Annotated in this window: 23 protein-coding genes; 14 read left to right on the top strand and 9 right to left on the bottom strand. The window is 67.8% G+C overall.

Annotated features, from left to right (window positions below):
* Window positions 1-2: 2 nt before the first annotated feature.
* From B2515_RS07490 to B2515_RS07470, 5 genes are all read left to right on the top strand, one after another.
* The gene (locus tag B2515_RS07490; RefSeq protein WP_293875385.1) at window positions 3-1,277 is read left to right on the top strand and encodes an AAA family ATPase; all 1,275 of its coding nucleotides are present in this window, start codon (window positions 3-5) and stop codon (window positions 1,275-1,277) included.
* Window positions 1,278-1,352: 75 nt separating this feature from the next.
* Window positions 1,353-2,327 (top strand): type II secretion system F family protein, encoded by a 975-nt coding sequence (locus B2515_RS07485; protein ID WP_293875383.1) that lies wholly within the window; start codon window positions 1,353-1,355, stop codon window positions 2,325-2,327.
* Window positions 2,328-2,348: 21 nt separating this feature from the next.
* Window positions 2,349-3,329: a type II secretion system F family protein gene (locus tag B2515_RS07480; RefSeq protein ID WP_293875381.1), complete on the top strand. Its 981-nt coding sequence runs from the start codon at window positions 2,349-2,351 to the stop codon at window positions 3,327-3,329.
* Window positions 3,330-3,432: 103 nt separating this feature from the next.
* Window positions 3,433-3,804, top strand: a complete 372-nt coding sequence (locus tag B2515_RS07475) for a hypothetical protein (protein WP_293875379.1) — start codon at window positions 3,433-3,435, stop codon at window positions 3,802-3,804.
* A 41-nt stretch (window positions 3,805-3,845) separates the two neighbouring features.
* Window positions 3,846-5,492 carry a thiamine pyrophosphate-binding protein gene (locus B2515_RS07470; RefSeq protein WP_293875377.1) on the top strand — a complete coding sequence of 549 codons (1,647 nt, stop codon included), beginning with the start codon at window positions 3,846-3,848 and terminating at the stop codon, window positions 5,490-5,492.
* A 46-nt stretch (window positions 5,493-5,538) separates the two neighbouring features.
* Here the strand turns inward: B2515_RS07470 and B2515_RS07465 are convergent, their stop codons facing one another.
* The 3 genes from B2515_RS07465 to thiS all read right to left on the bottom strand — a co-directional run bounded on the left by B2515_RS07465 (window position 5,539) and on the right by thiS (window position 7,243).
* Window positions 5,539-5,811 carry a hypothetical protein gene (locus B2515_RS07465; RefSeq protein ID WP_293875375.1) on the bottom strand — a complete coding sequence of 91 codons (273 nt, stop codon included), beginning with the start codon at window positions 5,809-5,811 and terminating at the stop codon, window positions 5,539-5,541.
* An 87-nt stretch (window positions 5,812-5,898) separates the two neighbouring features.
* Complete coding sequence (locus B2515_RS07460; protein WP_293875373.1) at window positions 5,899-6,081, bottom strand: CsbD family protein; 183 nt, start codon at window positions 6,079-6,081, stop codon at window positions 5,899-5,901.
* 154 nt (window positions 6,082-6,235) lie between these two features.
* Window positions 6,236-7,243 (bottom strand): sulfur carrier protein ThiS, encoded by a 1,008-nt coding sequence (thiS, locus tag B2515_RS07455; RefSeq protein ID WP_293875371.1) that lies wholly within the window; start codon window positions 7,241-7,243, stop codon window positions 6,236-6,238.
* A 328-nt stretch (window positions 7,244-7,571) separates the two neighbouring features.
* Between thiS and aroQ the strand changes: the two genes are divergently transcribed.
* From aroQ to glnA, 6 genes are all read left to right on the top strand, one after another.
* On the top strand, window positions 7,572-8,006 hold the full coding sequence (gene aroQ, locus B2515_RS07450; RefSeq protein ID WP_293875369.1) for a type II 3-dehydroquinate dehydratase: 435 nt from the start codon (window positions 7,572-7,574) through the stop codon (window positions 8,004-8,006).
* Window positions 8,007-8,020: 14 nt separating this feature from the next.
* Window positions 8,021-8,506 (top strand): acetyl-CoA carboxylase biotin carboxyl carrier protein, encoded by a 486-nt coding sequence (gene accB, locus B2515_RS07445; RefSeq protein ID WP_293875367.1) that lies wholly within the window; start codon window positions 8,021-8,023, stop codon window positions 8,504-8,506.
* 5 nt (window positions 8,507-8,511) lie between these two features.
* Window positions 8,512-9,861 carry an acetyl-CoA carboxylase biotin carboxylase subunit gene (gene accC / locus B2515_RS07440; protein WP_293875365.1) on the top strand — a complete coding sequence of 450 codons (1,350 nt, stop codon included), beginning with the start codon at window positions 8,512-8,514 and terminating at the stop codon, window positions 9,859-9,861.
* A gap of 148 nt (window positions 9,862-10,009) precedes the next feature.
* Window positions 10,010-10,345, top strand: coding sequence for an ArsC/Spx/MgsR family protein (locus tag B2515_RS07435; protein ID WP_293875363.1), 336 nt, complete (start codon window positions 10,010-10,012; stop codon window positions 10,343-10,345).
* Window positions 10,346-10,497: 152 nt separating this feature from the next.
* Window positions 10,498-10,836, top strand: coding sequence for a P-II family nitrogen regulator (locus tag B2515_RS07430; RefSeq protein ID WP_293875361.1), 339 nt, complete (start codon window positions 10,498-10,500; stop codon window positions 10,834-10,836).
* 119 nt (window positions 10,837-10,955) lie between these two features.
* Window positions 10,956-12,368 (top strand): type I glutamate--ammonia ligase, encoded by a 1,413-nt coding sequence (gene glnA / locus B2515_RS07425; RefSeq protein WP_293875359.1) that lies wholly within the window; start codon window positions 10,956-10,958, stop codon window positions 12,366-12,368.
* A 240-nt stretch (window positions 12,369-12,608) separates the two neighbouring features.
* On the opposite strand, the gene B2515_RS07420 is transcribed toward glnA, so the two are convergent.
* The 6 genes from B2515_RS07420 to rpiA all read right to left on the bottom strand — a co-directional run bounded on the left by B2515_RS07420 (window position 12,609) and on the right by rpiA (window position 19,403).
* Window positions 12,609-13,355 carry an HAD-IIB family hydrolase gene (locus B2515_RS07420; protein ID WP_293875357.1) on the bottom strand — a complete coding sequence of 249 codons (747 nt, stop codon included), beginning with the start codon at window positions 13,353-13,355 and terminating at the stop codon, window positions 12,609-12,611.
* On the bottom strand, window positions 13,352-14,212 hold the full coding sequence (locus B2515_RS07415; RefSeq protein WP_293875355.1) for a Cof-type HAD-IIB family hydrolase: 861 nt from the start codon (window positions 14,210-14,212) through the stop codon (window positions 13,352-13,354). Before B2515_RS07415 ends, B2515_RS07420 begins: the two co-directional genes overlap by 4 nt.
* A complete protein-coding gene (gene gnd, locus B2515_RS07410) occupies window positions 14,209-15,192 on the bottom strand; it encodes a phosphogluconate dehydrogenase (NAD(+)-dependent, decarboxylating) (protein WP_293875353.1) in 984 nt (327 codons plus the stop codon). Before gnd ends, B2515_RS07415 begins: the two co-directional genes overlap by 4 nt.
* Before the next feature lie 255 nt (window positions 15,193-15,447).
* Entirely contained in the window at window positions 15,448-16,572 is a 1,125-nt protein-coding gene (gene tal, locus B2515_RS07405; RefSeq protein ID WP_293875351.1) for a transaldolase, read from the bottom strand.
* A complete protein-coding gene (gene tkt / locus B2515_RS07400; protein ID WP_293875349.1) occupies window positions 16,565-18,640 on the bottom strand; it encodes a transketolase in 2,076 nt (691 codons plus the stop codon). The genes tal and tkt overlap by 8 nt, the downstream gene beginning before the upstream one ends.
* Window positions 18,641-18,710: 70 nt before the next feature.
* On the bottom strand, window positions 18,711-19,403 hold the full coding sequence (gene rpiA / locus B2515_RS07395) for a ribose-5-phosphate isomerase RpiA (protein WP_293875347.1): 693 nt from the start codon (window positions 19,401-19,403) through the stop codon (window positions 18,711-18,713).
* 170 nt (window positions 19,404-19,573) lie between these two features.
* Here rpiA and B2515_RS07390 point away from each other — a divergent pair, with 170 nt between their 5' ends.
* The 3 genes from B2515_RS07390 to B2515_RS07380 are packed head-to-tail and all read left to right on the top strand — an operon-like array spanning window position 19,574 to window position 25,662.
* Window positions 19,574-20,815: an efflux RND transporter periplasmic adaptor subunit gene (locus B2515_RS07390; RefSeq protein ID WP_293875345.1), complete on the top strand. Its 1,242-nt coding sequence runs from the start codon at window positions 19,574-19,576 to the stop codon at window positions 20,813-20,815.
* 6 nt (window positions 20,816-20,821) lie between these two features.
* A complete protein-coding gene (locus B2515_RS07385) occupies window positions 20,822-24,088 on the top strand; it encodes an efflux RND transporter permease subunit (protein WP_293875343.1) in 3,267 nt (1,088 codons plus the stop codon).
* A complete protein-coding gene (locus B2515_RS07380; RefSeq protein ID WP_414711374.1) occupies window positions 24,088-25,662 on the top strand; it encodes an efflux transporter outer membrane subunit in 1,575 nt (524 codons plus the stop codon). Before B2515_RS07385 ends, B2515_RS07380 begins: the two co-directional genes overlap by 1 nt.
* The last annotated feature ends 16 nt before the right edge of the window (window positions 25,663-25,678 follow it).

Here is a 25,678-nt window from a genome sequence, read left to right as displayed (position 1 = left end):
CCATGAACGCACCCTGGAAGCCCGTCGGCATCGGCCAGCGCGAACCCTTCGCCGCCTATGTCTGCGACGACACCACGGTCGAAACGCTGCGCCCGCTCGCCGCCGAACTCGGCTGGTCGGTCGACAAGGTCCACAAGGGCGGGCTGCGCAACGCCGTCCAGTCGCTCTCGGTGTCGGCCAGCCCGCAGATCCTGTTCGTCGACCTCGCCGAATCGGGCGACCCCTTGAACGACATCAATGCCCTCGCCGAAGTCTGCGAACCCGGCACCGTGGTGATCGCCGCCGGTCAGGTGAACGACGTCCGCCTGTACCGCGACCTGATCGCCAGCGGCATCCAGGATTATCTGCTCAAGCCGCTGCATCCCGACGCGATGCGCGAGGCGTTCGTGCACGCGCAGACCATGCTCAACGCGCCCAAGGTTGCGGAGATCAGCATCGACCGCCCGCATTGCGCGATCGCGGTGATCGGCACGCGCGGCGGCGTCGGCGCATCGACGATCGCGACCTCGCTCGCCTGGCTGACCAGCGAGAAGGAGAAGCGCTCGACCGCGCTGCTCGACCTCGACGTGCATTTCGGCACCGGCGCGCTGACGCTCGACCTCGAACCCGGCCGCGGCCTGACCGACGCGATCGAGAATCCCAGCCGCATCGACGGCCTGTTCATCGAGCGCGCGATGGTCAAGGCGACCGAGAACCTCGCCGTGCTCTCCGCCGAAGCGCCGATCAACGCGCCGCTGATGACCGACGGCACCGCCTTCTTCCAGTTGCAGGAGGAGATGCGCGCCGCCTTCGAGGCGACGGTGGTCGACCTGCCGCGTGGCATGCTGGTCCAGCATCCGCACCTCATCAGCGACATTCAGGCCGCCGTGGTGGTGACCGAACTGACGCTCGCCTCGGCGCGCGACACGATCCGCATCCTGTCCTGGCTGAAGACCAACGCCCCGCAGACGCACGTCACGCTCGTCGCCAATCGCGTCCACGCCACCGGCCAGCTCGAGATCAGCCGCAAGGATTTCGAGGGCTCGATCGAGCGCAAACTCGATTTTCTGGTGCCGTTCGACCAGAAACTGGCGGCGCAGGCCGCCAAGCTCGGCAAGCCGCTCGCCGAGGCGGGCAAGACCTCGAAGACCGTCGCGCCGATCGTCGACCTCACCCGCCACGTGCTCAGCGCCGGCGAGGAACTGGTCGCGGGCGGCAAGGACAAGCCCCCGGGCGCGAAGGGCAAATCGCTGATCGGCGGCTTCTCGTCGCTGCTGCCCCGGCGCGCGAAGAAGTGATGCACGCCCTTTCCCGCTGTCCCGGCCCGTCCGCGGTCCGGACAGCCTGACCGACCGGAGGCCGGACGCACCGCGATGGATCTGTTTTACCTCCTGATGATGGCGCTCGGCGCCATGGTGGCGCTGGGCATGGTGGTGTTCGCCTTCGCCGGCCCGTCGCCGCAGCGTGTGCAGAGCCGGCGCATCGCCGCGCTGCGCGAACGCCACGGCGACAGCGCCACGGTGGCCGAGGCGCAGATGCGCAAGATCACCGCCGGCCGCGCGCAGACGAAGACCGACGTCGCCTTCGGCCGCCTGCTGCCCAACCCGGCCCAGCTCGCCAAGCGGCTCGCGATGACCGGCCGCGACTGGACCGTCGGCCAATATGGCATGGTCAGCGCCGGGCTGATCCTCGTCGTCGCCACGCTGCTGTGGCTGAAGGGCGCGCCGCTCCTGCTCGCGCTGCTGTTCGGCCTCGCGGTCGGCGCCGGGCTGCCGCACTGGCTGGTCGGCTTCTTCATCAAGCGCCGGATCGCGAAGTTCACCGCGAAATTCCCCGATGCGATCGAGCTGCTCGTCCGCGGCCTGCGCTCGGGCCTGCCCGTCACCGAGACGATCGGCGTCATCGGCAACGAGGTGGAAGGGCCGGTCGGCGAGGAATTCCGCATGGTGTCCGACAAGATGAAGATCGGCAAGTCGATGGACGCGGCGCTACAGGATACCGCGGACCGGCTCGGCACGCCCGAATTCCAGTTCTTCGTCATCACCATCGCGATCCAGCGCGAAACCGGCGGCAACCTTGCCGAAACGCTCGCCAACCTCGCCACCGTGCTGCGGCAGCGCGGCCAGATGAAGCTCAAGATCAAGGCGATGTCGTCCGAATCCAAGGCGTCGGCCTATATCGTCGGCTCGCTGCCCTTCATCGTGTTCGTGATGATCTGGATGATTAACGCCACCTACATGCAGGGGTTCTTCGTCGAGCCGCGCCTCATCATCGCCGGCATCGGCGGGCTGCTGTGGATGGGCATCGGCGTCTTCATCATGGCCAAGATGGTCAGCTTCGAAATCTAACGGAAAGAACTGGGTAGCGACATGCAGGCTTCCGGACCGACGCTGATGGGCATCGACGTACTCTGGGTCGCGACGATCCTGTCGGGCGTCGCCGCCTTCGCCGTAATCGTCGCCATCTATGCCGCGACCACGGTCAGCGACCCGATGACCAAGCGGGTCAAAGCGCTCAACGACCGCCGCGAGCAGCTGAAAGCGGGCATCACCGCCTCCACCAAGCGCCGCGCCAAGCTCGTCCAGCGCAACGACACCACCGACCGGATGCGCAGCGTCCTGTCGTCGTTGCAGGTGCTGCAGGACAGCCAGGTCAAGGAGGCGCAGGTCAAGCTGATGCGCGCCGGCATCCGCTCGAAGGACTGGGCGGTCGCGGTGATCTTCGGCCGGCTGGCGCTGCCGATCGTCTTCGGCGGAATCATGCTGTTCGTCGTCTACGGCACCGACACCTTCGCCGCCTGGACCCCGCTGAAGCGCTACGGCCTCGTCGCGGTGACCTTCATCCTGTCGTACAAGGCGCCCGACATCTATCTCAAGAACAAGATCACCAAGCGCAGCGACGCGATCCGCAAGGGCCTGCCCGATGCGCTCGACCTGCTGGTGATCTGCGCGGAGGCGGGCCTCACCGTCGATGCCGCCTTCCACCGCGTCGCCAAGGAACTCGGCCGCGCCTATCCCGAGCTGGGCGACGAATTCACCCTGACCGCGATCGAGCTGGGCTTCCTCACCGAACGGCGCCAGGCGTTCGAGAACCTCGCCACCCGCGTCGATCTCGACGCGATCAAGGGCGTGGTGACGACGATGGTGCAAACCGAGAAATACGGCACCCCGCTCGCGTCGGCGCTGCGCGTGCTCTCGGCCGAATTCCGCAACGAACGGATGATGCGCGCCGAGGAAAAGGCTGCGCGCCTGCCCGCAATCATGACGATCCCGCTGATCCTGTTCATCCTGCCGACGCTGTTCATCGTCATCCTCGGCCCCGCCGCCTGTTCGATCAGCGACGCCTTCTGACCCGACGCCACGGTACACGCGGGCGGAACAGCAACGCTTTTCCGCCCGAGTGAACCAAGCCGCCCGCACCTCGTTATGCTCCCGTAACAGGGAAGGCCCAACGATGCTGTTCACCACCACCACGCAATTCGCCGCGCTCGCCTTGTGCCTCGTCGCGGGCTGGTTCCTCGGCCTCGCCAGCCACAGCGGCGGCCGCAAGTGGAAGACGCGCTACGCCACCGAGCGCGAGGCGCATGCCGGCTATCGCAAGCAGAACGGTTCGAGCCTCGCTGACGCCAACCGCCGCATCGCCGAGCTTGAGCGCGAGAATGCGCGTCTCGCCCGGGCCACGGAGGCGGTGCCCGTCGCCGCGCCCGCCCCGACGCTGACCGAGCGCGTCACCGGCCGCCCCGCCGCGGCTCGCGCCGCGCGCCCGGCCTATCCCGCCGGCAACCGTCCCGGCTGGTTCGACTTCGGCCCCCGCGCCCGCGTCTGACGGCGCTCGACAGCGGCTGACCGGACGGCGATAGTCCGCGGATGGAAAATCCGATCCGTACCGGCGGCCGCATCCTGGTCGACCAGCTCCTCGCGCAGGGGTGCGAGCGCATCTTCACCGTCCCCGGTGAAAGCTTCCTCGCCGTGCTCGATGCGCTGCACGACACGCCGGCGATCCAGACGGTGACGTGCCGGCAGGAAGGGGGCGCGGCGTTCATGGCCTGCGCCGACGGCACGCTGACCCACCGCCCCGGCGTCGCCTTCGTCACCCGCGGCCCGGGCGCGACCAATGCCGCGATCGGCGTCCATGTCGCGCGGCAGGATTCGCAGCCGCTGATCCTGTTCATCGGCGACGTCGATCGCGCCACCCGCGACCGCGAGGCGTTTCAGGAAATCGATTTCCAGGCGATGTTCGCGCCGCTCGCCAAATGGGCGGCGCGGATCGACGATGCCGCGCGCATCCCCGAATATGTCGCCCGCGCCTATGCGGTCGCGATGAACGGGCGCCCCGGACCGGTCGTGCTCGCGCTGCCCGAGGACATGCTGCTCGAGACCGTCGCCGCGGTCGACCGCCCTCGCGTCGAGCGCCTCCCGCAGGGGTGCGACGAGGCCGCGCTGGACCATTTCGCCGATCTGCTCGCCACCGCCGAACGCCCGGTCGCGATCGTCGGCGGCGCGGGCTGGGACAATCTCGCGGCGCAGGACTTCGCCGCCTGGGCCGACCGCACCGGCGTGCCCGTCGTCGCCGCCTTCCGCCGGCAGGATGCGATCCCCAACGCCTGCCCCAGCTATGCCGGCAACCTCGGCTATGGCCCCAATCCGAAGCTGGTCGAACGGATCAGGGCCGCCGATCTGCTGATCGTCGCCGGCCCGCGGCTCGGCGAGGCGACGACCGACGGCTATACGCTCGTCACCCCCGATCACCCCGGCCAGCGGCTGGTCCACGTCCACCCCGACGCGAACGAACTCGGCCAGACCTATCGCACCGACCTCGCGATCTGCGCCGGCATGGCCGATTTCGCCGAGGCGATCGCTGCGATCGACGGTCCGCCCCGCGCCGGCGGCGCGGAGGCGCATGCCGACTGGCTCGCCTGGTCCACCCCCGCCGCGCGCGACGGCGTGACGATGGACCTCGGCCCCTGCGTCGCGGCGATGCGCGCGGCACTGCCCGCGGATACGATCATCTGCAACGGCGCGGGCAATTACAGCGGCTGGTGGCATCGCTACTGGCCCTATGCCGCGCCGGGGACGCAGCTCGCCCCGACCGCCGGAGCGATGGGCTATGGCCTGCCCGCCGCGGTCGCCGCCGCGCTCCGCCACCCGGAGCGGCAGGTCGTCGCGCTCGCCGGCGACGGCTGCTTCCTGATGAACGGGCAGGAGCTCGCCACCGCGGTCCAGCACGACGCCGACCTGCTGGTGCTGGTGATCGACAACAACGGCTATGGCACGATCCGCATGCATCAGGAGCGCACCTTCCCCGGCCGCGTCTCGGCGACCGGTCTGTCGAACCCCGACTTCGCCGCGCTCGCACGCGCCTATGGCTGCTGGGCGGAGACGGTCGAGCGGACCGAGGACTTCGCCCCGGCGCTGCATGGCGCACAGCAGCGGCGCGGCGTGCGCCTGCTGCACCTCAGGACGGATATCGAGGTCATCACCGCCGGCACGACGCTCGCCGCGCTGGCGCGATAGGTGATCCCCCGCCACCGCAGGTGGCGAGGGGCGGTAGGAGAACGGCTCAGCGCAGCTTGGCGGAGCCGTTGATGAGCGCGGCCTTCTGCTCGTCGCTCATCGCGGCGGCATTGACGTCGGCGTCGTCGATCGCCTCGTTCTGGCGCTCGCCATTGGCGCGGACCGCTTCGGCGCGATCCTCGAGATTGTCGGCGGCGGCTTCCAGCGCGTCGGCGCGGTTGTCCGCGGCGGCCTCGACCTGGCTGCCGAGCTTGTCGTCACCCTTGCCGCCGCAGGCGGCCAGCGAAAAGGCCATGGCGCCGAGGGTCAGGGCGGTCATCGTCGTCTTCATCACTCTATTCCCCTGTTACGATGAAAGGCCGCCCCGGACGGGACGGCCTTTCGAAACGCTTACCGGACCGTCAGGTCAGATGTTGTCGCCGAGCGCGCCCTTGACGCTGCCCTTGACCTTTTCACCCTTGCCTTCGAGCTGCTGCGCTTCGCCCTCGGCGACCAGCTTGTCGTTGTCGGTGTGCTTGCCGACGGCTTCCTTGACGTTGCCGATGGCTTCGTTGACGGTGCCTTTGACCTTGTCGGTGAACTCGCCCATCAGGACCTCCTGCGAATAGTGCGCCCCGCCAGCCGGGCCGCTTGATCTAACGCAAGAATAACGGGTTCAACTCGGACCGGTTCCGTGACAAATATGTTAAGTCCTTCCGATCATTTTCTTGTTTCCGGTCGGAACCTTTCACCAACTTGCTTGCTCAGATCAGCCCCGCCAATGGGCTCGACGGATCGGCATAGCGCCGCTGCCCCATCCGCCCGGCGCGATAGGCGAGCCTGCCGGCCTCCACCGCCGACTTCATCGCCGCCGCCATCATCACCGGGTCCTTCGCCTCGGCGATCGCGGTGTTCATCAGCACGCCGTCGCAGCCCAGTTCCATCGCCACCGCCGCGTCCGATGCGGTGCCGACGCCCGCGTCGACCAGCACCGGCACGCCCGCGCCCTCGACGATCAGGCGGATGGTGATGCGGTTCTGGATGCCCAGCCCCGATCCGATCGGCGCGCCCAGCGGCATGATCGCCACCGCCCCCGCATTCTCCAGCCGCTTCGCCGCGATCGGATCGTCGACGCAATAGACCATCGGCTTGAAGCCCTCATTGGCCAGCACCTCGGTCGCGCGCAGCGTCTCGTGCATGTCGGGGTACAGCGTCTTGGCCTCGCCCAGCACCTCGAGCTTGACGAGGTCCCAGCCGCCAGCCTCGCGCGCCAGCCGCAGCGTGCGGATCGCGCTCTCCGCATCGAAACAGCCGGCGGTGTTGGGCAGGTAGGTCACCTTCTTCGGATCGATATAGTCCATCAACAGCGGCTGGTTGCGGTCCGAGATATTGACCCGCCGCACCGCCACGGTCACGATCTCCGCACCGGAAGCCTCCAGCGCCGCGGCATTCTGCGCGAAATCCTTGTACTTGCCCGTGCCGACGATCAGCCGCGAGCCGAACGTCTTTCCCGCCACGGTCCAGCCATCGTCGATGATCGGCGCGACATGGTCGCCACCACCGACAAAGGTCACGATCTCCAGATCGTCGCCATCCTCGACGCACACGTCCGCGAGCGTCGAGCGCGGCACGATCTCCAGATTGCGCTCGACCGCGACCTTCTCCGGCACCAGCCCGAGTTCGGTCGCCAGATCGGCAAGGCTCATCCCCGCATGGACGCGCTTGTGCGCGCCGTTCACGGTGATCGATACGGTTCCGTCGCTATGCGGCATGACGCTTAAACTCCTTGAGCGCCCCATCTAGGCACCTGATCCCGGGTGTCCACCTTGCGAGGCCTGATTCACGCGAAGGCGCGAAGCCGCAAAGAGGTAGAAGGTGGTTTCGCGCGGATACGCGGAGACGCGGAGACTGTCTCGCCCGCGTCAGCGGGCTGTCCGTCATCACGCACGATGATGAAAGCGCTACGCGCGAGCCTACCGCCCTCTTCTTCTCCGCGTCTCCGCGTGAAATCCGCGTGAAACAATCTTCTTTGCGCCTTCGCGCGTTCGCGTGAAAACACCCCGCTTTGCGCGCCCCGCAAAACAACGATAAGCCGCGACCATGACCGACACGATCTACGTCCTCAACGGCCCGAACCTCAACCTGCTCGGCACCCGCGAGCCCGACATCTACGGCAGCGACACGCTCGACGACATCGCCGGCCAGCTCGAAGACCGCGCCCGCGAACTCGACCTCGCCATCGACATGCGCCAGTCCAACCACGAAGGGCATCTGGTCGACTGGCTGCACGAGGCGCAGGCGCGCGGCGCGAAGGCGGTGATCCTCAACGCCGGCGCCTTCACCCACAGCTCGATCGCGGTGCACGACGCGATCAAGGGCATCCGCACGCCGGTGATCGAGGTGCATCTCTCCAACCCCCACACCCGCGAAGACTTCCGCCATATCAGCTACGTAGGGCGCGCGGCGAAGGGAACCATCGCCGGCTTCGGTGCGCTCTCCTACACCCTTGCGCTTGAAGCGGCGGCGCGCTTCTGACAGGAGGCTCCCCCATGACCGACCAGACCAACTCAGGCGCCATGCAGGTTGACGTAAACCTCGTGCGCCAGCTCGCCGAATTGCTCGACGCCACCCACCTCACCGAAATCGAGGTGGAGGAAGGCGACCGCAAGATCCGTGTCGCCCGCAAGGCCGCGCAGCAGGCGCCCGTCTATGCCGCGCCGCAGCCGATGGCCTCCGCACCGGTCGCAGCCGCCACACCGGTCGCCGCCGAAGCCGGCGCGATGGCGCCGACGGTCAGCGCCGCCAATGCAGTGAAATCGCCGATGGTCGGCACCGCCTATCTCTCCGCCGAACCCGGCGCCAAGCCCTTCATCGCGGTCGGCCAGACCGTCGCCGCCGGCGACACGCTGCTGATCGTCGAGGCGATGAAGGTCATGAACCCGATCACCGCGCCGTCCGCCGGCGTCGTGCGCCAGGTGCTGATCGAGAACGGCCAGCCGGTCGAATTCGACCAGCCGCTCGTGGTGGTCGAGTAACCGTCTTGCGCCCCATCAAGAAACTGCTGATCGCCAACCGCGGCGAGATCGCGCTGCGCATCCATCGCGCCTGCCACGAGATGGGCATCAAGACGGTCGCGGTGCATTCCACCGCCGACGCCGATGCGATGCACGTCCGCCTCGCCGACGAGGCGATCTGCATCGGGCCGCCCGCGGCCGCCGACAGCTATCTCAACATCCCCAACATCATCTCGGCGGCCGAAATCAGCGGCGCCGACGCGATCCACCCCGGCTACGGCTTCCTCAGCGAAAATGCGCGCTTCGCGGAGATCGTCGAGCTGCACAACCTGCTGTTCGTCGGCCCGAAGCCCGAACACATCCGCACGATGGGCGACAAGATCGAGGCGAAGCGCACCGCCGGTGCGCTCGGCCTGCCGCTCGTCCCCGGTTCCGACGGCGCGATCAGCGACCTCGCCGAGGCGAAGGCGATCGCGGCGAAGGCCGGCTATCCCGTCATCATCAAGGCGGCGTCGGGCGGCGGCGGGCGCGGCATGAAGGTCTGCACGTCCGAGGACGAGCTGGAAACGCTGATGCAGCAGGCCGGCAGCGAGGCGAAGGCCGCGTTCGGCGACGCGACCGTCTATCTCGAAAAATACCTCGGCAATCCGCGTCACATCGAGATCCAGGTGTTCGGCGACGGCAACGGCAACGCGATCCATCTGGGCGAACGCGATTGCTCGCTGCAACGCCGCCACCAGAAGGTGCTGGAGGAGGCCCCCTCCCCCGTTCTGGGCCAGGCGGATCGCGAGCGGATCGGCGGCATCTGCGCCCGCGCGATGGCCGACATGGGCTATCGCGGCGCCGGCACGATCGAATTCCTGTGGGAAGACGGCGAGTTCTACTTCATCGAGATGAACACCCGGCTGCAGGTCGAGCATCCGGTGACGGAGATGATTACCGGTCTCGACCTCGTCCGCGAACAGATCCGCATCGCCGAGGGGCATCCGCTGACGCTCCGGCAGGAGGACGTGCAGTTCCGCGGCCATGCGATCGAATGCCGGATCAACGCCGAGGACCCGCGCACCTTCGCGCCCTCGCCCGGTCTCGTGAAGCAGTTCCACGCCCCCGGCGGCATGCACGTGCGCGTCGATAGCGGTCTCTACGCCGGCTACCGGGTCCCGCCTTATTACGACAGCATGATCGCCAAGCTGATCGTCTACGGCACCACCCGCCAGGGCGCGCTCCGCCGCCTCCGCCGCGCGCTGGAGGAATTCGTGATCGAAGGGCCGACGACGACGATCCCGCTCCATCAGGCGCTGCTCGACGATCCCGAATTCCAAGACGGCCAATATACGATCAAATGGCTGGAGGAATGGCTGGCGAAGCAGGGCTGACGAACATCCCTCTCCCGGCGGGAGAGGGAGAGAGCCGTGCGAAGCACGGCGGAAGGGTGAGGACGAGTATGCTGACGGCAACAATACCGCCCCATCCTCACCCCGCCCCCCTGACCCGGCGGCCCCCTCTCCCGACGGGAGCGGGCATATGAAAGCCACGATCTACCACAACCCGCGCTGCTCCAAGTCGCGCGCCGCGCTCGCCCTGCTCGCCGAGGCCGGCGCCGACATCACCATCGTCGCCTATCTCGAACACCCACCCGCCGCGGCCGAACTCGCGCGCCTCTACGCCCGCGCCGGCATCGCCCCGCGCGACGGCCTGCGCCTTGCTGAGCCGTCCGCGAAGCCGCTCCGCGACGCCGACGACGCCGCCGTGCTCGCCGCCATGGCGGCCGACCCGATCCTCATCGAACGGCCGCTGGTCGAAACCGCAAAAGGCGTCGTCCTCGCCCGCCCGACCGACCGTCTCCACGATATTCTCTAGCGCCTGCCCAACCAGCGGGCAGCGCAGCTGGCGATGCCCGTTTGAAGGGCAGCAAATCCGTCCGAATCCGCATTGTCCCGGGCGGCGCGGACTGGCACATTTGGTGCAAGATGCCCGCATGGGGCGAGGGTTTCGTAAAGGGGCGTATTCCGGTGAAAAAGGTCGAAGCCATCATCAAGCCGTTCAAGCTCGATGAGGTGAAGGAAGCGCTCCACGAGATCGGCGTCAGCGGCATCACCGTGACCGAGGCCAAGGGCTTCGGCCGGCAGAAGGGCCATACCGAACTCTACCGCGGCGCCGAATATGTCGTCGATTTCCTGCCCAAGGTGAAGCTGGAGGTCGTCGTCGACGACGCCCTGGCCGACCGCGTCGTCGAGGCGATCGCCGCCGCCGCGCAGACCGGCCGGATCGGCGACGGCAAGATCTTCGTCATCCCGGTCGAAACCGCGCTCCGTATCCGCACCGGCGAACGCGACGAGGCGGCGATCTGACGTCCGCCTGACAGCATCGTCATTTGACGCGGCGCAACATTCCATGTGAATACGCCGCCGCGACGCAACATCCTTCCCGGCCACGGCCGGCACATCGTACCAGAGCAAGGGGCTTTTCCATGGCTGCGACTGCCAACGACATCCTGAACAAGATCAAGGAAGAGGAGATCGAATGGGTCGATCTGCGCTTCACCGACCCCAAGGGCAAGTGGCAGCACCTGACCATGGTCGCCTCGATCATGGGCGAGGATGAGTTCACCGACGGCCTGATGTTCGACGGCTCGTCGATCGAGGGCTGGAAGGCGATCAACGAATCGGACATGGTGCTCAAGCCCGACCTGGACGCGGTCTACACCGATCCGTTCTCGGCCACCCCGATGCTGATCGTGTTCTGCGACGTCGTCGAACCCTCGACCGGCGAACTCTACGCCCGCGACCCGCGCTCGACCGCGAAGCGCGCCGAGGCGTATCTCAAGACCACCGGCATCGGCGACACCGTCTACGTCGGTCCGGAAGCCGAATTCTTCATGTTCGACAACGTGCAGTTCGACACGAACTACGCCGAATCCTACTTCAAGATCGACGATATCGAATTGCCGACCAACACCGGTCGCGAATATGAGGGCGGCAACCTCGGCCACCGTCCGCGCGCCAAGGGCGGCTATTTCCCGGTCGCGCCGGTCGACAGCGCCGTCGACATCCGCGGCGAGATGGTTTCGACCATGCTCGAAATGGGCCTGCCCTGCGACAAGCACCACCATGAGGTCGCCGCGGCGCAGCACGAACTCGGCATGACCTTCGGCACGCTGACCACCACCGCCGACCGCATGCAGATCTACAAGTACGTCGTGCATCAGGTCGCGCATGCCTATGGCAAGTCGGCGACCTTCATGCCCAAGCCGATCAAGGAAGATAACGGCTCGGGCATGCACACCCACTTCTCGATCTGGAACGGCAAGACCCCGCTGTTCGCGGGCGAGGGCTATGCCGGCCTCAGCGAGATGTGCCTGTACTTCATCGGCGGCGTCATCAAGCATGCCAAGGCGATCAACGCCTTCACCAACCCGACCACCAACAGCTACAAGCGGCTGGTGCCGGGCTACGAAGCGCCGGTGCTGCTCGCCTATTCGGCGCGCAACCGTTCGGCCTCGTGCCGCATCCCCTACGGCACCGGCCCGAAGGCGAAGCGCGTCGAGATCCGCTTCCCGGACGCGATGGCCAATCCCTATCTCGCCTATGCGGCGCTGATGATGGCCGGCCTCGACGGCATCCAGAACAAGATCCATCCCGGCGAGGCGATGGACAAGAACCTGTACGACCTGCCGCCGGCAGAGCTCGCGCAGGTCCCGACCGTCTGCGGTTCGCTCCGCGAGGCGCTGGAAAGCCTCACCGCCGACCACGACTTCCTGCTCAAGGGCGACGTCTTCTCGAAGGACCAGATCGAGGCCTATGTCGAGGTGAAGTGGGCCGAGGTCGCCCGCTGGGAAATGACCCCCAGCCCGGTCGAATACGACATGTACTACAGCGCGTAAGGCGTATCAGGCCGTCCGCCCCTCGGGCGGACTGGAAACAGCCGGGGGCTGTTTCCACCTGATGCTCGCCGGCAGCCGGTGCGCGCAAGCGCATGCGTGCTGCCGGCCAGCCTCGCCCCGGCGAGGACCGACGACCCGGCTCTGCGGGGCAGGAACAACGAAAAAGGGGCGCCCGTTCGAACGGGCGCCCCTTTCTCTATTCATACTGCCCCGGCGCAGGCCGGGGTGCGCTCACCAGCCCTATTTCTGGCAGGCGACGATCGCCGTCACCACCGAGATCGTCTCTTCCGGATCGCGCACGCGCACCGTGTCCAGACCCAGTTCCTTCGCCGGATAGTCGTTGCCGCCGGGGAAGATCGCGTCGCCGATGAACATCATCTTGTCGAGCGCGATACCGCTCTCGTCGCGCAGCTTCTTGAGACCGTACGCCTTGTCGACGCCCTCCTGCGTGATGTCGATCGAGGTCGCGCCGCCCATGTTGATCGACAGGCCCGGCAGGCGCTGCTTCAGGTCGGCCTGGATCACCTTGCGCTTTCCGAACTTGGGGTCCCAATGCTCCTTCTCCTTCACCGGCGCCTCCTGGCCCAGTGCGGAGAAGGTGATCTGGCTGCCGCGATCCTCGATCCGCTCGCCCCAGGTCTGCTCCGGCTTGAACCCGGTCGCCTCGAGCGATTCGTCGAATGCCTTCAGGATCTTCGCCTTGGTCGCATCGTCGAACAGTTCGGCATAGACCGCGGTCCATTCGCCATTCCGGTGCACGTACAGCTTGGTGCCGGTGGTCGGCATCAGCCACAGTTTCGACAGATCGGCGCGCGCCGGCAGGCGGCTGGCGACCTGCTTCTGGAACTGCGGCCAGTCGCCGCCGGAGATCACCGCGACATGCGCAACACCGAGCAAATCGGCGAGCGCCTCGCCCATCGGTTCCTGCAAAGGCTGCTTGCTCTCGGCCAGCGTTCCGTCGAGGTCGAAGGCAATCAGGTCTTTCATGCAGATGCTCCGGTGCTTGCCGCAAGGCGCGGGAAGATAATCGTTTCGATCGCGTGCGCGACGCCGTCGACGTCATTGCCGGTGGTGACCTGGTGCGCAATCGCTTTCACCAGATCGGGCGCGTTGCCCATCGCGATGGCGAGGCCGGCGCGTTCCAGCATCGGCACGTCGTTATACTGGTCGCCCATCACCGCCACCGCCGCCAGCGGCTGGTCGAACGTCCTCGCCAGCGCCGCCAGCCCGTCGCCCTTGTTCGCGGCGAGCGCGGTGACGTCGAGATAATAGACCTGGCTCTGCGCGATCGTCGCGTCCGCGCCATGCGCCGCCTTGCAGCGCTCCGCCAGATCGGCGAGCATCGCATGGTCGTCACTGACGAACGTCACCTTGTCGGCGCGCTCGTACAGATCGCTGAAATCCTCGACGATCACCGGCGCCTGGTTGGACGACACCCGCTCGCTGTCGACGTGATGGCCGACCTCGGTGGAGGCATACCAGCGGTCGTCGGCGAACACCCAGATATCGACCGGCGCGTCCGCCGCAATGGCCATCACGCCGCGCACCACGTCGGGATCGATGACGTGATGCTCGGCGATGCTGCCGTCGCGGCGAAAGATGATGCCGCCGTTGAACGCCGCCATCGGCGCGTCGATCGCCAGCGTCTCGGCGATCGGCATGATCCCGGACATCGGCCGCGCGCTGATGACGGTGAAGCCCACCCCCGCCCGCTCCAGCCGCAGCACGGCATCGGCGGTGGCGGGGGTCAGCTGCTTCTGTTTGTCGACGAGCGTGCCGTCGATATCGGAGACGACCAGCCGGATCGGTTCGGCGCCTGCACGTGCCGGGGCGTCTGCGCTCACTGCGGCATCTCGACATGCCCGCCGAAGCCGAAGCGCATCGCCGACAGCACCTTGTCGCCATAGGTATGCTCGACGCGGCTGCGGTAGCGCGCGAACAGCGAGGCGGTGAGCACGTTGGCCGGCACCTTCTCCTCCATCGCCGCGTCGATCGTCCACTGGCCCTCGCCCGAATCGGCGACGCTGCCCGAGAAGCCGTCGAGCTTTTCGTCCTTCGCCAGCGCGATCGCGGTCAGGTCGAGCAGCCACGACGAGATCACCGAACCGCGCCGCCACACTTCGGCGATATCGGTCATGTTGAGGTCGAAGCGTTCGTCCTCGGGCAATTTGTCGCTGTTCTTCGACTTCAGGATGTCGAAGCCCTCGGCATAGGCCTGCATCAGGCCATATTCGATGCCGTTGTGGATCATCTTGACGAAATGGCCCGCGCCCGCCGGCCCGGCGTGGATATAGCCCTTTTCCGCGCGCGGATCGACCGCGTCGCCGATGCGCCCCGGGGTGCGGACGATATCGCCCATGCCCGGTGCCAGCGCGTCGAAGATCGGGTCGAGCAGGTTCACCGTCTCGACGTCGCCGCCGATCATCATGCAATAGCCGCGCTCCAGCCCCCAGACCCCGCCCGAGGTGCCGACGTCGACATAATGCACGCCCTTCTCGGCGAGCCGCTTCGACCGGCGGATATCGTCCTTGTAGAAGGTGTTGCCGCCGTCGATGACGATGTCGCCATCCCGGGCGCCTTCGCCGATCGCGGCGATCGTGTCCTCGGTCGGCGCGCCGGCGGGCAGCATCACCCACCAGATCGCCGGACTGCCGAGCTTGCCGCGCATGTCGTCGAGCGAACTGGCCGCCTCCGCCCCGTCCTTGGCCAGCGCCTGCACGGCGTCGGCGCTGCGGTCATAGGCGACGATCTCATGCCCCGCGTTCATCAGGCGGCGCGCGATATTGCCACCCATGCGGCCGAGGCCGATCAATCCGATCTTCATGCTGTCTGTCCTGCCGTTGGTTACGGTGATGGAGGGTAAACACTGCGGTGGCGGATGGGTTGCGGGCGGGCGCCGAGAGTAAGGTCCGGGCCATGCCCCCACCCGCATCGTCGCCCCGGACCCGTTCCCGAGCCCACCGCGCCGCAGGTGTCACGTCCGGGCCGCCAGCCGGCCTTCCCACCGCAAAATGGACCCCGGAACGAGCCCGGAGATGACGACGGGGGGCAAGGCGACCGCCCTGCCCCCGCCGCCGGGTCAGGCCGCCGCCGGCTGCTTGGCGGCGATCGAGCCGAGCAGGTCGTCGAACGCCTTGGCGAAGGACGCGACGCCCTCCGCGACCAGCGTATCGGTAACGCCGGTCAGGTTCAGCCCCAGCCGTTCCGCCTCGGCGAGCACGCGGCGCGCCTCCTCGACGTCGGCGTTGAGCGTGTCCGCGACGGTGCCGCGCTCGCGGAACGCATCCATCGTCGCCGGCGGCATCGTGTTGACGGTGTCGCGGCCGATCAGCGTGTCGACGTACAGCGTATCGCGATACGCCTTGTCCTTGACCCCGGTCGACGCCCACAGCAGCCGCTGCGGCTGCGCGCCCTTGGCGGCAAGCGCCTGCCAGCGCTCCGACTTCTCGAAATCGAGGAACCATTGATACGCCATCTTGGCATTGGCGATCGCGACCTTGCCGCGCAGGCCCTTGAGCGCCTCCGCCTCGGGATCGTTCTCGCCCAGCCGGCGATCGATCTCCTTGTCGATCATCGAATCGATGCGACTGACGAAGAAGCTCGCCACGCTGGCGATCCGGTCGATCGGCTGGCCCTGCCGGACGCGCTCCTCGAGGCCGGTCGCATAGGCCTCGGCGACGCGGATATAGGCGTCGAGCGCGAACAGCAGCGTCACGTTGACGTTGATGCCCTTGGCGATCGTCGCGCTGATCGCGGGCCCGCCGGCGAGCGTGCCGGGGATCTTTATCATCAGGTTCGGGCGGTCGACCGCATGCCACAGCTTCTCCGCCTCGGCGATCGTCGCATCGGTGTCGTCGGCGATGTAGGGCGACACCTCCAGGCTGACATAGCCGTCCTTCGTCTCCAGCCGATCGTAGACCGGACGCAGCGTTTCCGCCGCCGCCTTGATGTCCTGGATCGCCAGCGCCTCGTAGCGGTCGATCGTCGCCGCCTCGGGATTCTCGCGGTCGAAATCGGCGAGGCTGGCGTCATAGGCGTCGCCATGCCCCATCGCCTTTTCGAAGATCGACGGGTTGGAGGTGACGCCGGTCAGGCCGTCCTCCTTGACGAGCTTCTCGAGGCCACCGGCCTCGAGGAACTTGCGATCGACGAAATCGAGCCAGACCGCGGTGCCCGCGGCGCTCAGGTCGTTGAGCTTACCCATTGTTGCTCTCCAGCATTTCGCGCGCCACCTTGACGACATTGTCGAGGGTGAAGCCGTATTTGTCCTGCAGCTTGGATATGGGGGCGGAGGCACCGAACGTCGACATGGTGATCGTCCGGCCCTTCAACCCGACATAGCGGTGCCAGCCCATCTCGCCCGCCTGCTCGACCGCGAGGCGCGTGGGCACCGACGACGGCAGCACGCTTTCCTTATACTGCTCGGATTGCAGCTCGTAGCGATACCAGCTCGGCATCGACACGACACGGCTCTTCACCCCGTCGGCCTTGAGCTTTTCGTGCGCCTGCACGACCAGCGCCAGTTCGCTGCCCGTCGCGATCAGGATCACGTCGGGCGTGCCGTCGCAGTCGGCGAGCACATAGCCGCCCTTCAGCGTCCCTTCGGCGGGTGCGTAGACGTCGCGATCGAGCGTCGGCAACGCTTGGCGCGAGAAGATCAGCGCGGTCGGCCGGGTGGCATCCTCCAGCGCCGCGCGCCATGCGTATGCCACCTCGTTGGCGTCGCCCGGCCGGATCGTGTCAAGCCCCGGGATCGCGCGCAGCGTCGCCAGATGCTCGATCGGCTGGTGGGTCGGCCCATCCTCGCCGACGCCGATCGAATCGTGCGTGAACACCCAGACGCTGGCGAGTTCCATGATCGCCGACAGGCGGATCGGCGCGCGCATATAGTCCGCGAAGACGAGGAAGGTGGAGCCGTAGCTGCGCAGGTGCGACAGCGTCATGCCGTTGACCACGCCGCCCATGCCATGTTCGCGCACGCCGAAGTGGAAGTTCTGGCCGCCATAGTTCGACGCCTCGAACGAGGGCTTGCCCTTGATGTCGGTCTTGGTCGACGGCGCGAGGTCGGCGGAACCGCCGATCAGCCACGGCACCCGTGCGGCGAGCGCGTTGAGCACCTTGCCGCCCGAATCGCGGCTGGCGAGGCCCTTTTCATCCGCCGGGAAGACGGGGATGTCGGCATCCCAGCCCTCGGGCAATTTGTCCTTGAGCATCAGGTCGAGTTCGGCGCCGAGCTCGGGATAGGCCTCGCCATATTGGGCGAGCATCGCCTCCCATGCGTGGCGCAGCGGTTCGCTGCGGCCGGCGATGGCGTCGTGGAAATGCTCGGCGACGCCTTCGGGAACGTAGAAATCCTTGTCCTCGGGCCAGCCATAGGCCTTCTTGGTCGCACGGACATTGTCCTCGCCCAGCGGCTCGCCATGCGCCTTCTCGCTGCCCGCCTTGGGGCTGCCCCAGCCGATCACCGAATGGACGACGATGAAGGTCGGGCGGTCGTCCGTCGCCTTGAACGTCTCGATCGCGGCGGCGAACGCCCTGGTGTCGTTGGCGTCGTCGAGATGGATGACGTTCCAGCCATAGGCCTGGAAGCGCAGGCCGACATCCTCGTCGAACGCGAGGTCGGTGCCGCCCTCGATCGAAATGTGGTTGCTGTCGTAGATCCAGCACAGGTTGCTGAGCTTGAGATGCCCGGCGAGGCTCGCCGCCTCCGCCGCGACGCCTTCCATCATGTCGCCGTCGCCGCACAGCGTATAGACGTCATGGTCGAACAGCGTGAAGTCGGGCCGGTTGTAGCGTGCCGCGAGCCAGCGCTCGGCGATGGCCATGCCGACCGAATTGGAACAGCCCGCGCCCAGCGGCCCGGTCGTCGTCTCGACGCCGGTGGTGTGGCGATATTCGGGGTGGCCCGGCGTCCGCGAGGCGAGCTGGCGGAATCCCTTGAGGTCGTCGAGCGTCAGCGCGGCACGGCCGGTCTTGTTGCCCTCCGCGTCGATCTCCTCGATCCCCGCAAGGTGGATCAGCGAATAGAGCAGCATCGACGCATGGCCGACCGACAGCACGAACCGGTCGCGGTTCGGCCAGTCGGCGCGCGACGGATCGTAGCGCAGGAATTGCGACCACAGGGTATAGCCGACCGGCGCCAGCGCCATCGGCGTGCCGGGGTGGCCCGAATTGGCCTTCTGCACCGCGTCCATCGACAGCGTGCGGATGGTATCGATCGTGAGACGTTCCGGCGAACCATCTTCGTGGATCGCGGTCTTGGTATCGGTCATGGGAGTAATGCCCTCGCTCTTACCCTGCGTCGAACGCCTGCACGCCCGATCTGTTGCGGTGGCCCCGCCTTTAACGAGACGGGCCGGCCCGTTCCAGCCGCGAAACGACTCCGTATTCGGCGACATAGGCGGCATCGACCTCGTCGAGGAACAGGCCGTGGCCCAGCACCCCGGGCATGCCGTCCAGCCAGGCCGCTGTTTTCGCGGGGTCATCCAGCGCGAACCGGCAATCGGCGATCCAGTTGCCGTTGTCCGTCACATAGGGCGCCCCGTCGCGCATCCGCAGTTCCGCCCCCTCACCGAGCGCCGCCAGCAGCGACGCACGCGCGAACGGCAGGATCTCGACCGGCACCCGTGCCGCGCCGATCGCCGCCACCCGCTTCGACGAATCGGCGATCACCACCATCCGGTCGGATGCGGCAGCGACCACCTTCTCGCGCAGCATCGCGCCACCCGCCCCCTTCACCGCATACAGCCGCGGATCGATCTCGTCCGCCCCGTCGATCGTTAGGTCGACGCGCGGCACGTCGGCGAAGTCGAGCATCGCGATCCCCAGCCGCCGCGCCAGCGCGTCGCTCGCCTGCGACGTGGCGACCGCCCGCACCGCCAGCCCCTCTGCCACCCGTGCGCCGAGCGCGCGGATCGCATGGGTGGCGGTCGATCCGGTACCGAGCCCGACCAGCATGCCCGCGCGCACCTCCGCCACCGCCGCCGCGGCGGCGCGCGCCTTCTCGCCATCGGCCCTGTCGCTGGTGTCGGTCATGGCTGGTTCCTATCCGGACTGCTACATTTTGCGACATTAATAACGCGGCCCGCGGGTTGCATTTCCGCCGGGATCGCCGCCATTAGGCCAGCAAGAGCAACCAATCACCGCAACCGTGCCCAGTCGCGCGGCTGCGGCGCGCGAGCCGAGACACGAGCCGGGTGACCCATTTGACCACAGCCTCCCTCCGGGACCGCCGGCGCCTTGCCGGCGGCACCATTGCGATCGCCCTGCTGCTCGCCGCCTGCGGCAGCGGCGAATCGCAGGACAAGGGCGCGGGCAAGGGCGGCGCCGGCGGCGCCAACCGCGGCCCGACCACGGTCGGCTATGTCGTCGTCCAGCCGACCAGCGCCGCGATGGTCACCGAACTCGCCGCGCGCACCAGCGCCTATGAAAGCTCCGACGTCCGCCCGCAGGTCAACGGCATCATCCGCCGCCGCTTCTTCACCGAAGGCGCGCTGGTCCGGCGCGGCCAGCCGCTCTACGAGATCGACCCCCGCCTCTATCGCGCCGCGGTGAACGAGGCGCAGGCGAACCTGCAAAGCGCCCGCGCCAATCAGGAGGCGCTGCGCATCCAGGCCGACCGCTATCGCCCGCTCGCCGCGATCGAGGCGGTGTCGAAGCAAGAATATACCAACGCCGTCGCCTCGGCGCGGCAGGCGACCGCCTCCGTCGCGCAGACCGGCGCCGCGCTGGAGACGGCGCGGATCAACCTCAAGTTCACCACCGTCCCCGCGCCGATCACCGGCCGCATCGGCCGTTCGCTGTTCACCGTCGGCGCGCTGGTCTCCGCCAGCCAGACCGATCCGCTCGCGCAGATCCAGCGGCTCGACCCGATGTTCGTCGACATCCAGCAATCCGCCGCCGACATGCTCGCGCTGCGCCGCAGCCTCGCGCAGAACGGCGTCGTCCCCACCACCGCGCAGGTCCGCCTGAAGCTGGAAGACGGCGGCGATTACGGCCAGACCGGCAGCGTCGAATTCTCGGAAGCCTTGGTCAACACCGAAACCGGCACCGTGACGCTGCGCGCGCGCATCCCCAATCCGCAGGGCATCCTGCTGCCCGGCATGTTCGTGCGGGCGAGCTTCGCGCAGGCGATCAACCAGCGCGCCTTCCTCGTGCCGCAGGAGGCGCTGAGCCGCGATGCCAAGGGCAATGCGACGGTGATGCTGGTCGGCCAGAACAACAAGACGGTGCAGAAGCCCGTCACCGCGGCGCGCACGCAGGGCCGCTATTGGGTGGTCACCGCCGGCCTCAACCCCGGCGACAAGATCATCACGCAGGGCCTCAACAATTTGCGCCCCGGCGCGCAGGTGAAGGCGGTGCCGGCGAACAGCCCGCAACGGGTCGCGCCGCCGCAACAGGGATCCGACGGGCAGCAGCAGGGCGCCGCGCAGGGCAAGGGCGGCTGATCCGTCATGATAAGCCGCATCTTCATCGATCGCCCCATCTTCGCCTGGGTGCTCGCGATCATCGTCATGCTCGCCGGCGTCGGCGCGATCCTCAGCCTGCCGATCGCGCAATATCCCGACGTCGCCCCGCCGCAGGTGTCGATCCGCGCCACCTTCCCCGGCGCCTCGGCACAGACGCTCCAGAATTCGGTGACGCAGGTCATCGAACAGCAGCTGACCGGCATCGACGGCCTGCTCTATTTCAGCTCCTCCTCGTCGAGCCGTGGCGCGGTGACGATCACCGCGACCTTCGACAAGGGTACCGACCCCGACATCGCGCAGGTGCAGGTGCAAAATCAGGTGCAGCAGGCGGTCGCGCGCCTGCCGCAGCAGGTGCAGCAGCAGGGCCTCGTCGTCCGCAAGTCCAACCCGGACTTCCTGCTGATCGCCGGCGTCTATGACGAGACGGATACCAAGACCAACCAGGACGTCAGCGACTATCTCGTCTCCAACCTGCAGGATCCGCTCGGCCGCGTGCAGGGCGTCGGCGACACCAACGTCTTCGGCTCGCAATATGCGATGCGCATCTGGCTCAACCCGGAACGGCTCGCCAGCTATTCGCTGATCCCGTCGGACATCACCACCGCGATCCAGAACCAGAACACCGAGGTCGCGGCGGGCGAGGTCGGCGGCCTGCCGTCCGGCCCCGAACAGATGCTCAACGCGACCGTCACCGCCCAGTCGCGCCTCCAGACGCCCGAACAATTCCGGGCCATCATCATCAAGACGCTGCCGTCAGGCGCCACCGTGCGCCTGTCCGACGTCGGCCGGATCGAACTCGGCGCGGAAAGCTATGCCGCGGTCAGCCGCATCAACCGCCACCCCGGCGCCGGCATCGCCGTGCTGCTCGCCCCCGGCGCCGACGCGCTGGAGACGGCCGAACTGGTGAAGGCGGAGATCACGCGCGTCGCCAAGACCTTCCCGCCCGGCCTCAAGGTCGCCTATGCCAACGACACCACCGCCTTCATCGAACTGTCGATCGAGGAAGTGGTCAAGACGCTGATCGAGGCGGTGATCCTCGTCGTCGTCGTCATGTTCGTCTTCCTGCAAAGCTGGCGCGCGACCCTGATCCCGACGATCGCGGTGCCGGTCGTGCTGCTCGGCACCTTCGCGGTCTTCTATCTCGCCGGCTTCTCGATCAATACGCTGACGCTGTTCGGCCTCGTCCTCGCCATCGGCCTGCTCGTCGACGACGCGATCGTCGTCGTCGAGAACGTCGAGCGGCTGATGGAAGAGAATCCCGACATGACGCCGCGCGAGGCGACGATCGAGTCGATGAACGAGATCACCGTCGCGCTGATCGCGATCGCGCTGGTGCTGTCGGCGGTGTTCCTGCCGATGGCCTTCTTCGGCGGATCGACCGGCGTCATCTATCGCCAGTTCTCGCTCACCATCGTCGCCGCGATGGTGCTGTCGGTGCTCGTCGCGCTGATCCTCAGCCCCGCGCTCACCGCCTCGCTGCTCAAGCAGAAGTCGAAGGAGGCGGAGGAGGCCCAGGGGTTCAAGCGCCGCTTCCCCCGCGTCGCCGGCTGGGGGACGAAGGCCGCCGACTGGTTCAACCGCAACTTCGACCGCGGCGTCGAACGCTACACCGGCTGGGTGATGGCGGTGGTCAACCGCAAATGGCTGTTCCTGCTCATCTACCTCGGCACCGTCGCTCTGCTCGCGGCGCTGTTCATGCGCCTGCCGACCGGCTTCCTGCCGACCGAGGACCAGGGCTCGGCGATCATCCAGTTCCGCCTGCCGCCGGGCGCGACGCAGGCGCGCACGCTGCAGGTGCAGCGGCAGGTCGAGAAATATTTCACCGAGAACGAGGGGAAGAACACCTCCGTCCTGTTCACCGTCGCGGGCGGCGGTGGCGGCGGCGTCAGCGGCCAGAACACCGGTCAGGGCTTCCTCAACTTCGTCGACTGGTCGAAACGCGGCGGCAAGGAGAATACGGCGGACGCGATCACCGGCCGCGCCTCCGCCGCCTTCCGGGGCTTGCGCGACGCGCAGGTGTTCGCGCTGGTGCCGCCGGCGGTCCGCGGCCTCGGCCAGTCGGACGGCTTCACCATGGAGCTGCAGAACACCGGCGGGCTGACGCAGGACCAGTTCGCCGCCGCCCGCGACAAACTGCTCGCCGCCGCCAACGCCGATCCGATGCTGTCCTCGGTGCGCCTCACCGAACTGCCCGACATCGCGACTTTGCGCGTCGACATGGACCAGCAGAAGCTCGCCGCGCTGGGCCTGACGCAGACCAACGCCAATTCGACGCTGACCACCGCCTGGGGCGGGCAATACGTCAACGACTTCATCGACCGCGGCCGCGTCAAGCGCGTCTACGTGCAGGGTGACGCGCCCTATCGCTCCGCTCCCGACGACCTCAAGCAATGGTTCGTGCGCGGGTCGAGCGGGCAGATGGTCCCCTTCTCCTCCTTCGCCACCACCGGCTGGGCGACCGCACCGACGACCTTGTCGCGGTTCAACGGCATCGCCTCCTACGAATTCCAGGGGTCGGCCGCGTCGGGCAAGAGTTCGGGCGATGCAATGGCGCGGATCACCGAACTGGCGGCGCAGATTCCCGGCACCTCGGTGGCATGGGCGGGCCTGTCCTATCAGGAACGGCTGTCGGCGGGGCAGGCGCCATTGCTCTACGGTCTGTCGATCCTCGTCGTCTTCCTGTGCCTCGCCGCTTTGTACGAAAGCTGGTCGATCCCGTTCGCGGTGCTGCTCGTCATCCCGCTCGGACTGATCGGCGCGATCGCCTTCGTGACGCTGCGCGGCCTCACCAACGACGTCTACCTCCAGATCGGGCTGCTGACGACGATGGGGCTGGCGGCGAAGAACGCGATCCTGATGATCGAATTCGCCGAACAGGCGGAGCGCAAGGGCGCCCGCGTCATCGACGCCGCGCTGGAGGCCGCCAAGATCCGCCTCCGCCCGATCCTGATGACCTCCTTCGCCTTCATCTTCGGCGTGCTGCCACTGGCGATCTCGACCGGCGCGGGCGCGAACAGCCGCATCGCGATCGGCACCGCGGTGATCGGCGGCATGCTGTCGGCGACCTTCCTCGCGATCTTCTACATCCCGCTCTTCTTCGTGCTCGTCCGCCGCGGCGTGCGCGACGGGATCGCCAAGCTGCGCGGACGTCCGACCGGGCATCACGGCAAGACCGACGACCACCCGCCCGCACCGCCGATGCCGCCCGCCAATCCCGGCGCCGATCCCGCCTCGAAGCCGGAGCCCGCATGATGCCCCGGACGACCCGCATCCTCCTCGCCCTGACGCTCGCCGGCACCGCGCTCGCCGGCTGTTCGATGGAGCCCAAATACGTCCGCGCCGACCTGCCGGTGCCGCCGTCATGGCCGGTCGGCGACGCCTATCTCCGTCAGAGCGAGGCGGCGCTGCCGGCGTTCACCTATCGCGACATCTTCCGCGACCGGCGGCTGCAGACGCTGATCGACAGCGCGCTGGCCAACAACCGCGACCTGCGCGTCGCCGCCGCCAACATCGCCGCCGCGCGCGCGCAATATCGCATCCAGCGCGCCGACCTGTTTCCCGCGGTCGACGCCTCTGGCCGCTACACCTATTCGGGCGGCGGCGACGGCGCGCGCAGCGTCGCAGGTAGCGGCAGCACCGGCGGCACGGGAACGGGCACCGGCACGGGCGGCACAGGGACCGGCACCGGAACCGGCGGAACGGGCACGGGCACCGGCACGGTCACGACGACCAGCGCCGGCAACAGCGCCTTTTCCGCGCAGGTCGGCACCACCGCCTTCGAACTCGACCTGTTCGGCCGCATCCGCTCGCTGTCGCGCGCCGCGCTCGACCGCTATTTCGCGACCGAGGCCGCCGCCCGCGCCACCCGCCTGACGCTGGTCGGCGACATCGCCACCGCCTGGCTCAACTATGCCGCCGACCGCAGCCTGCTCGCCATCGCGCAGGATACCGCGACCAGCGCGCAAAAGAGCGTCCGCCTCACCCGCGCCCGGCTGGAGGGCGGGATCAGCCCGCGCACCGACCTGCGTCAGGCCGAACAGATCCTCGAAACCGCCAACGCCGACCTCGCCGAACAGACGACATTGGTCGCGCAGGACGTCAACGCGCTGCAGCTGCTCGTCGGCGCCGCGATCGACCCCGCATTGCTCCCCGCCTCGATCGACGAGGCGCAGGCGACGGTCGCCACCCTGCCTGCCGGCCTCGACAGCGGCGTGCTGCTCCGCCGCCCCGACGTGGTCCAGTCCGAATACGAATTGCGCGCCTATAATGCGGAGATCGGCGCCGCGCGCGCCGCCCTGTTCCCGCGCATCTCGCTGACCGGCCTTGTCGGCTTCGCCAGCACCGCGCTGTCCTCGCTCTTCTCGGGCGGCGCGTTCAACTATTCGGTCGCCCCCTCGGTCAGTTATCCGATCTTCCAGGCCGGCGCCGCGCGCAACAACGTCCGCTATACCGAGGCGCAGCGCGACGCCGCGCTCGCCACCTACGAAAAGACGATTCAGACTGCCTTCCAGGAAACCGCCGACGCGCTCGCCCGGCAGGGCACGCTCGCCGCGCAATTGCGCGCCCAGACCAATTTCCGCGCCGCTGCGGCGGATACGCTGCAATTGGTCAACGCACGCTATCAGGGCGGGATCGACACCTTCCTGTCCAGCCTCGATGCGCAGCGCTCGCTCTATACCGCGCAGCGTACATTGGTGGCGACCACATTGGTCGGTGCCACCAACCGCGTGACGCTCTACCGTGTGCTCGGCGGCGATTCGTCGCTGGAGACGACGCCGCAGGGTCCGCAGCCGGTCACCCCCGGCGGAACGCCCCGCCCGGGCTGAGGGTTCGAACGCAATC

This window comes from Sphingomonas sp. UBA978 (genome assembly GCF_002292295.1).
Taxonomy (GTDB): Bacteria; Pseudomonadota; Alphaproteobacteria; order Sphingomonadales; family Sphingomonadaceae; genus Sphingomonas.
Note: the sequence above shows the minus strand (reverse complement) of the source record. Positions and strands in the feature narration are given on the sequence as shown.

Bases quoted from the DNA above. Each gene is read 5' to 3' on its own strand.
- B2515_RS07470 (WP_293875377.1), top strand. From the start codon at position 3,846: ATGGAAAATCCGATCCGTACCGGCGGCCGCATCCTGGTCGACCAGCTC.
- B2515_RS07480 (WP_293875381.1), top strand. From the start codon at position 2,349: ATGCAGGCTTCCGGACCGACGCTGATGGGCATCGACGTACTCTGGGTC.
- thiS (WP_293875371.1), bottom strand. From the start codon at position 7,243: ATGCCGCATAGCGACGGAACCGTATCGATCACCGTGAACGGCGCGCAC.
- B2515_RS07465 (WP_293875375.1), bottom strand. From the start codon at position 5,811: ATGACCGCCCTGACCCTCGGCGCCATGGCCTTTTCGCTGGCCGCCTGC.
- tal (WP_293875351.1), bottom strand. From the start codon at position 16,572: ATGGGTAAGCTCAACGACCTGAGCGCCGCGGGCACCGCGGTCTGGCTC.
- tkt (WP_293875349.1), bottom strand. From the start codon at position 18,640: ATGACCGATACCAAGACCGCGATCCACGAAGATGGTTCGCCGGAACGT.
- aroQ (WP_293875369.1), top strand. From the start codon at position 7,572: ATGACCGACACGATCTACGTCCTCAACGGCCCGAACCTCAACCTGCTC.
- B2515_RS07475 (WP_293875379.1), top strand. From the start codon at position 3,433: ATGCTGTTCACCACCACCACGCAATTCGCCGCGCTCGCCTTGTGCCTC.
- B2515_RS07485 (WP_293875383.1), top strand. From the start codon at position 1,353: ATGGATCTGTTTTACCTCCTGATGATGGCGCTCGGCGCCATGGTGGCG.
- rpiA (WP_293875347.1), bottom strand. From the start codon at position 19,403: ATGACCGACACCAGCGACAGGGCCGATGGCGAGAAGGCGCGCGCCGCC.
- B2515_RS07435 (WP_293875363.1), top strand. From the start codon at position 10,010: ATGAAAGCCACGATCTACCACAACCCGCGCTGCTCCAAGTCGCGCGCC.
- gnd (WP_293875353.1), bottom strand. From the start codon at position 15,192: ATGAAGATCGGATTGATCGGCCTCGGCCGCATGGGTGGCAATATCGCG.
- B2515_RS07490 (WP_293875385.1), top strand. From the start codon at position 3: ATGAACGCACCCTGGAAGCCCGTCGGCATCGGCCAGCGCGAACCCTTC.
- B2515_RS07385 (WP_293875343.1), top strand. From the start codon at position 20,822: ATGATAAGCCGCATCTTCATCGATCGCCCCATCTTCGCCTGGGTGCTC.
- glnA (WP_293875359.1), top strand. From the start codon at position 10,956: ATGGCTGCGACTGCCAACGACATCCTGAACAAGATCAAGGAAGAGGAG.
- accB (WP_293875367.1), top strand. From the start codon at position 8,021: ATGACCGACCAGACCAACTCAGGCGCCATGCAGGTTGACGTAAACCTC.
- B2515_RS07460 (WP_293875373.1), bottom strand. From the start codon at position 6,081: ATGGGCGAGTTCACCGACAAGGTCAAAGGCACCGTCAACGAAGCCATC.
- B2515_RS07380 (WP_414711374.1), top strand. From the start codon at position 24,088: ATGCCCCGGACGACCCGCATCCTCCTCGCCCTGACGCTCGCCGGCACC.
- B2515_RS07420 (WP_293875357.1), bottom strand. From the start codon at position 13,355: ATGAAAGACCTGATTGCCTTCGACCTCGACGGAACGCTGGCCGAGAGC.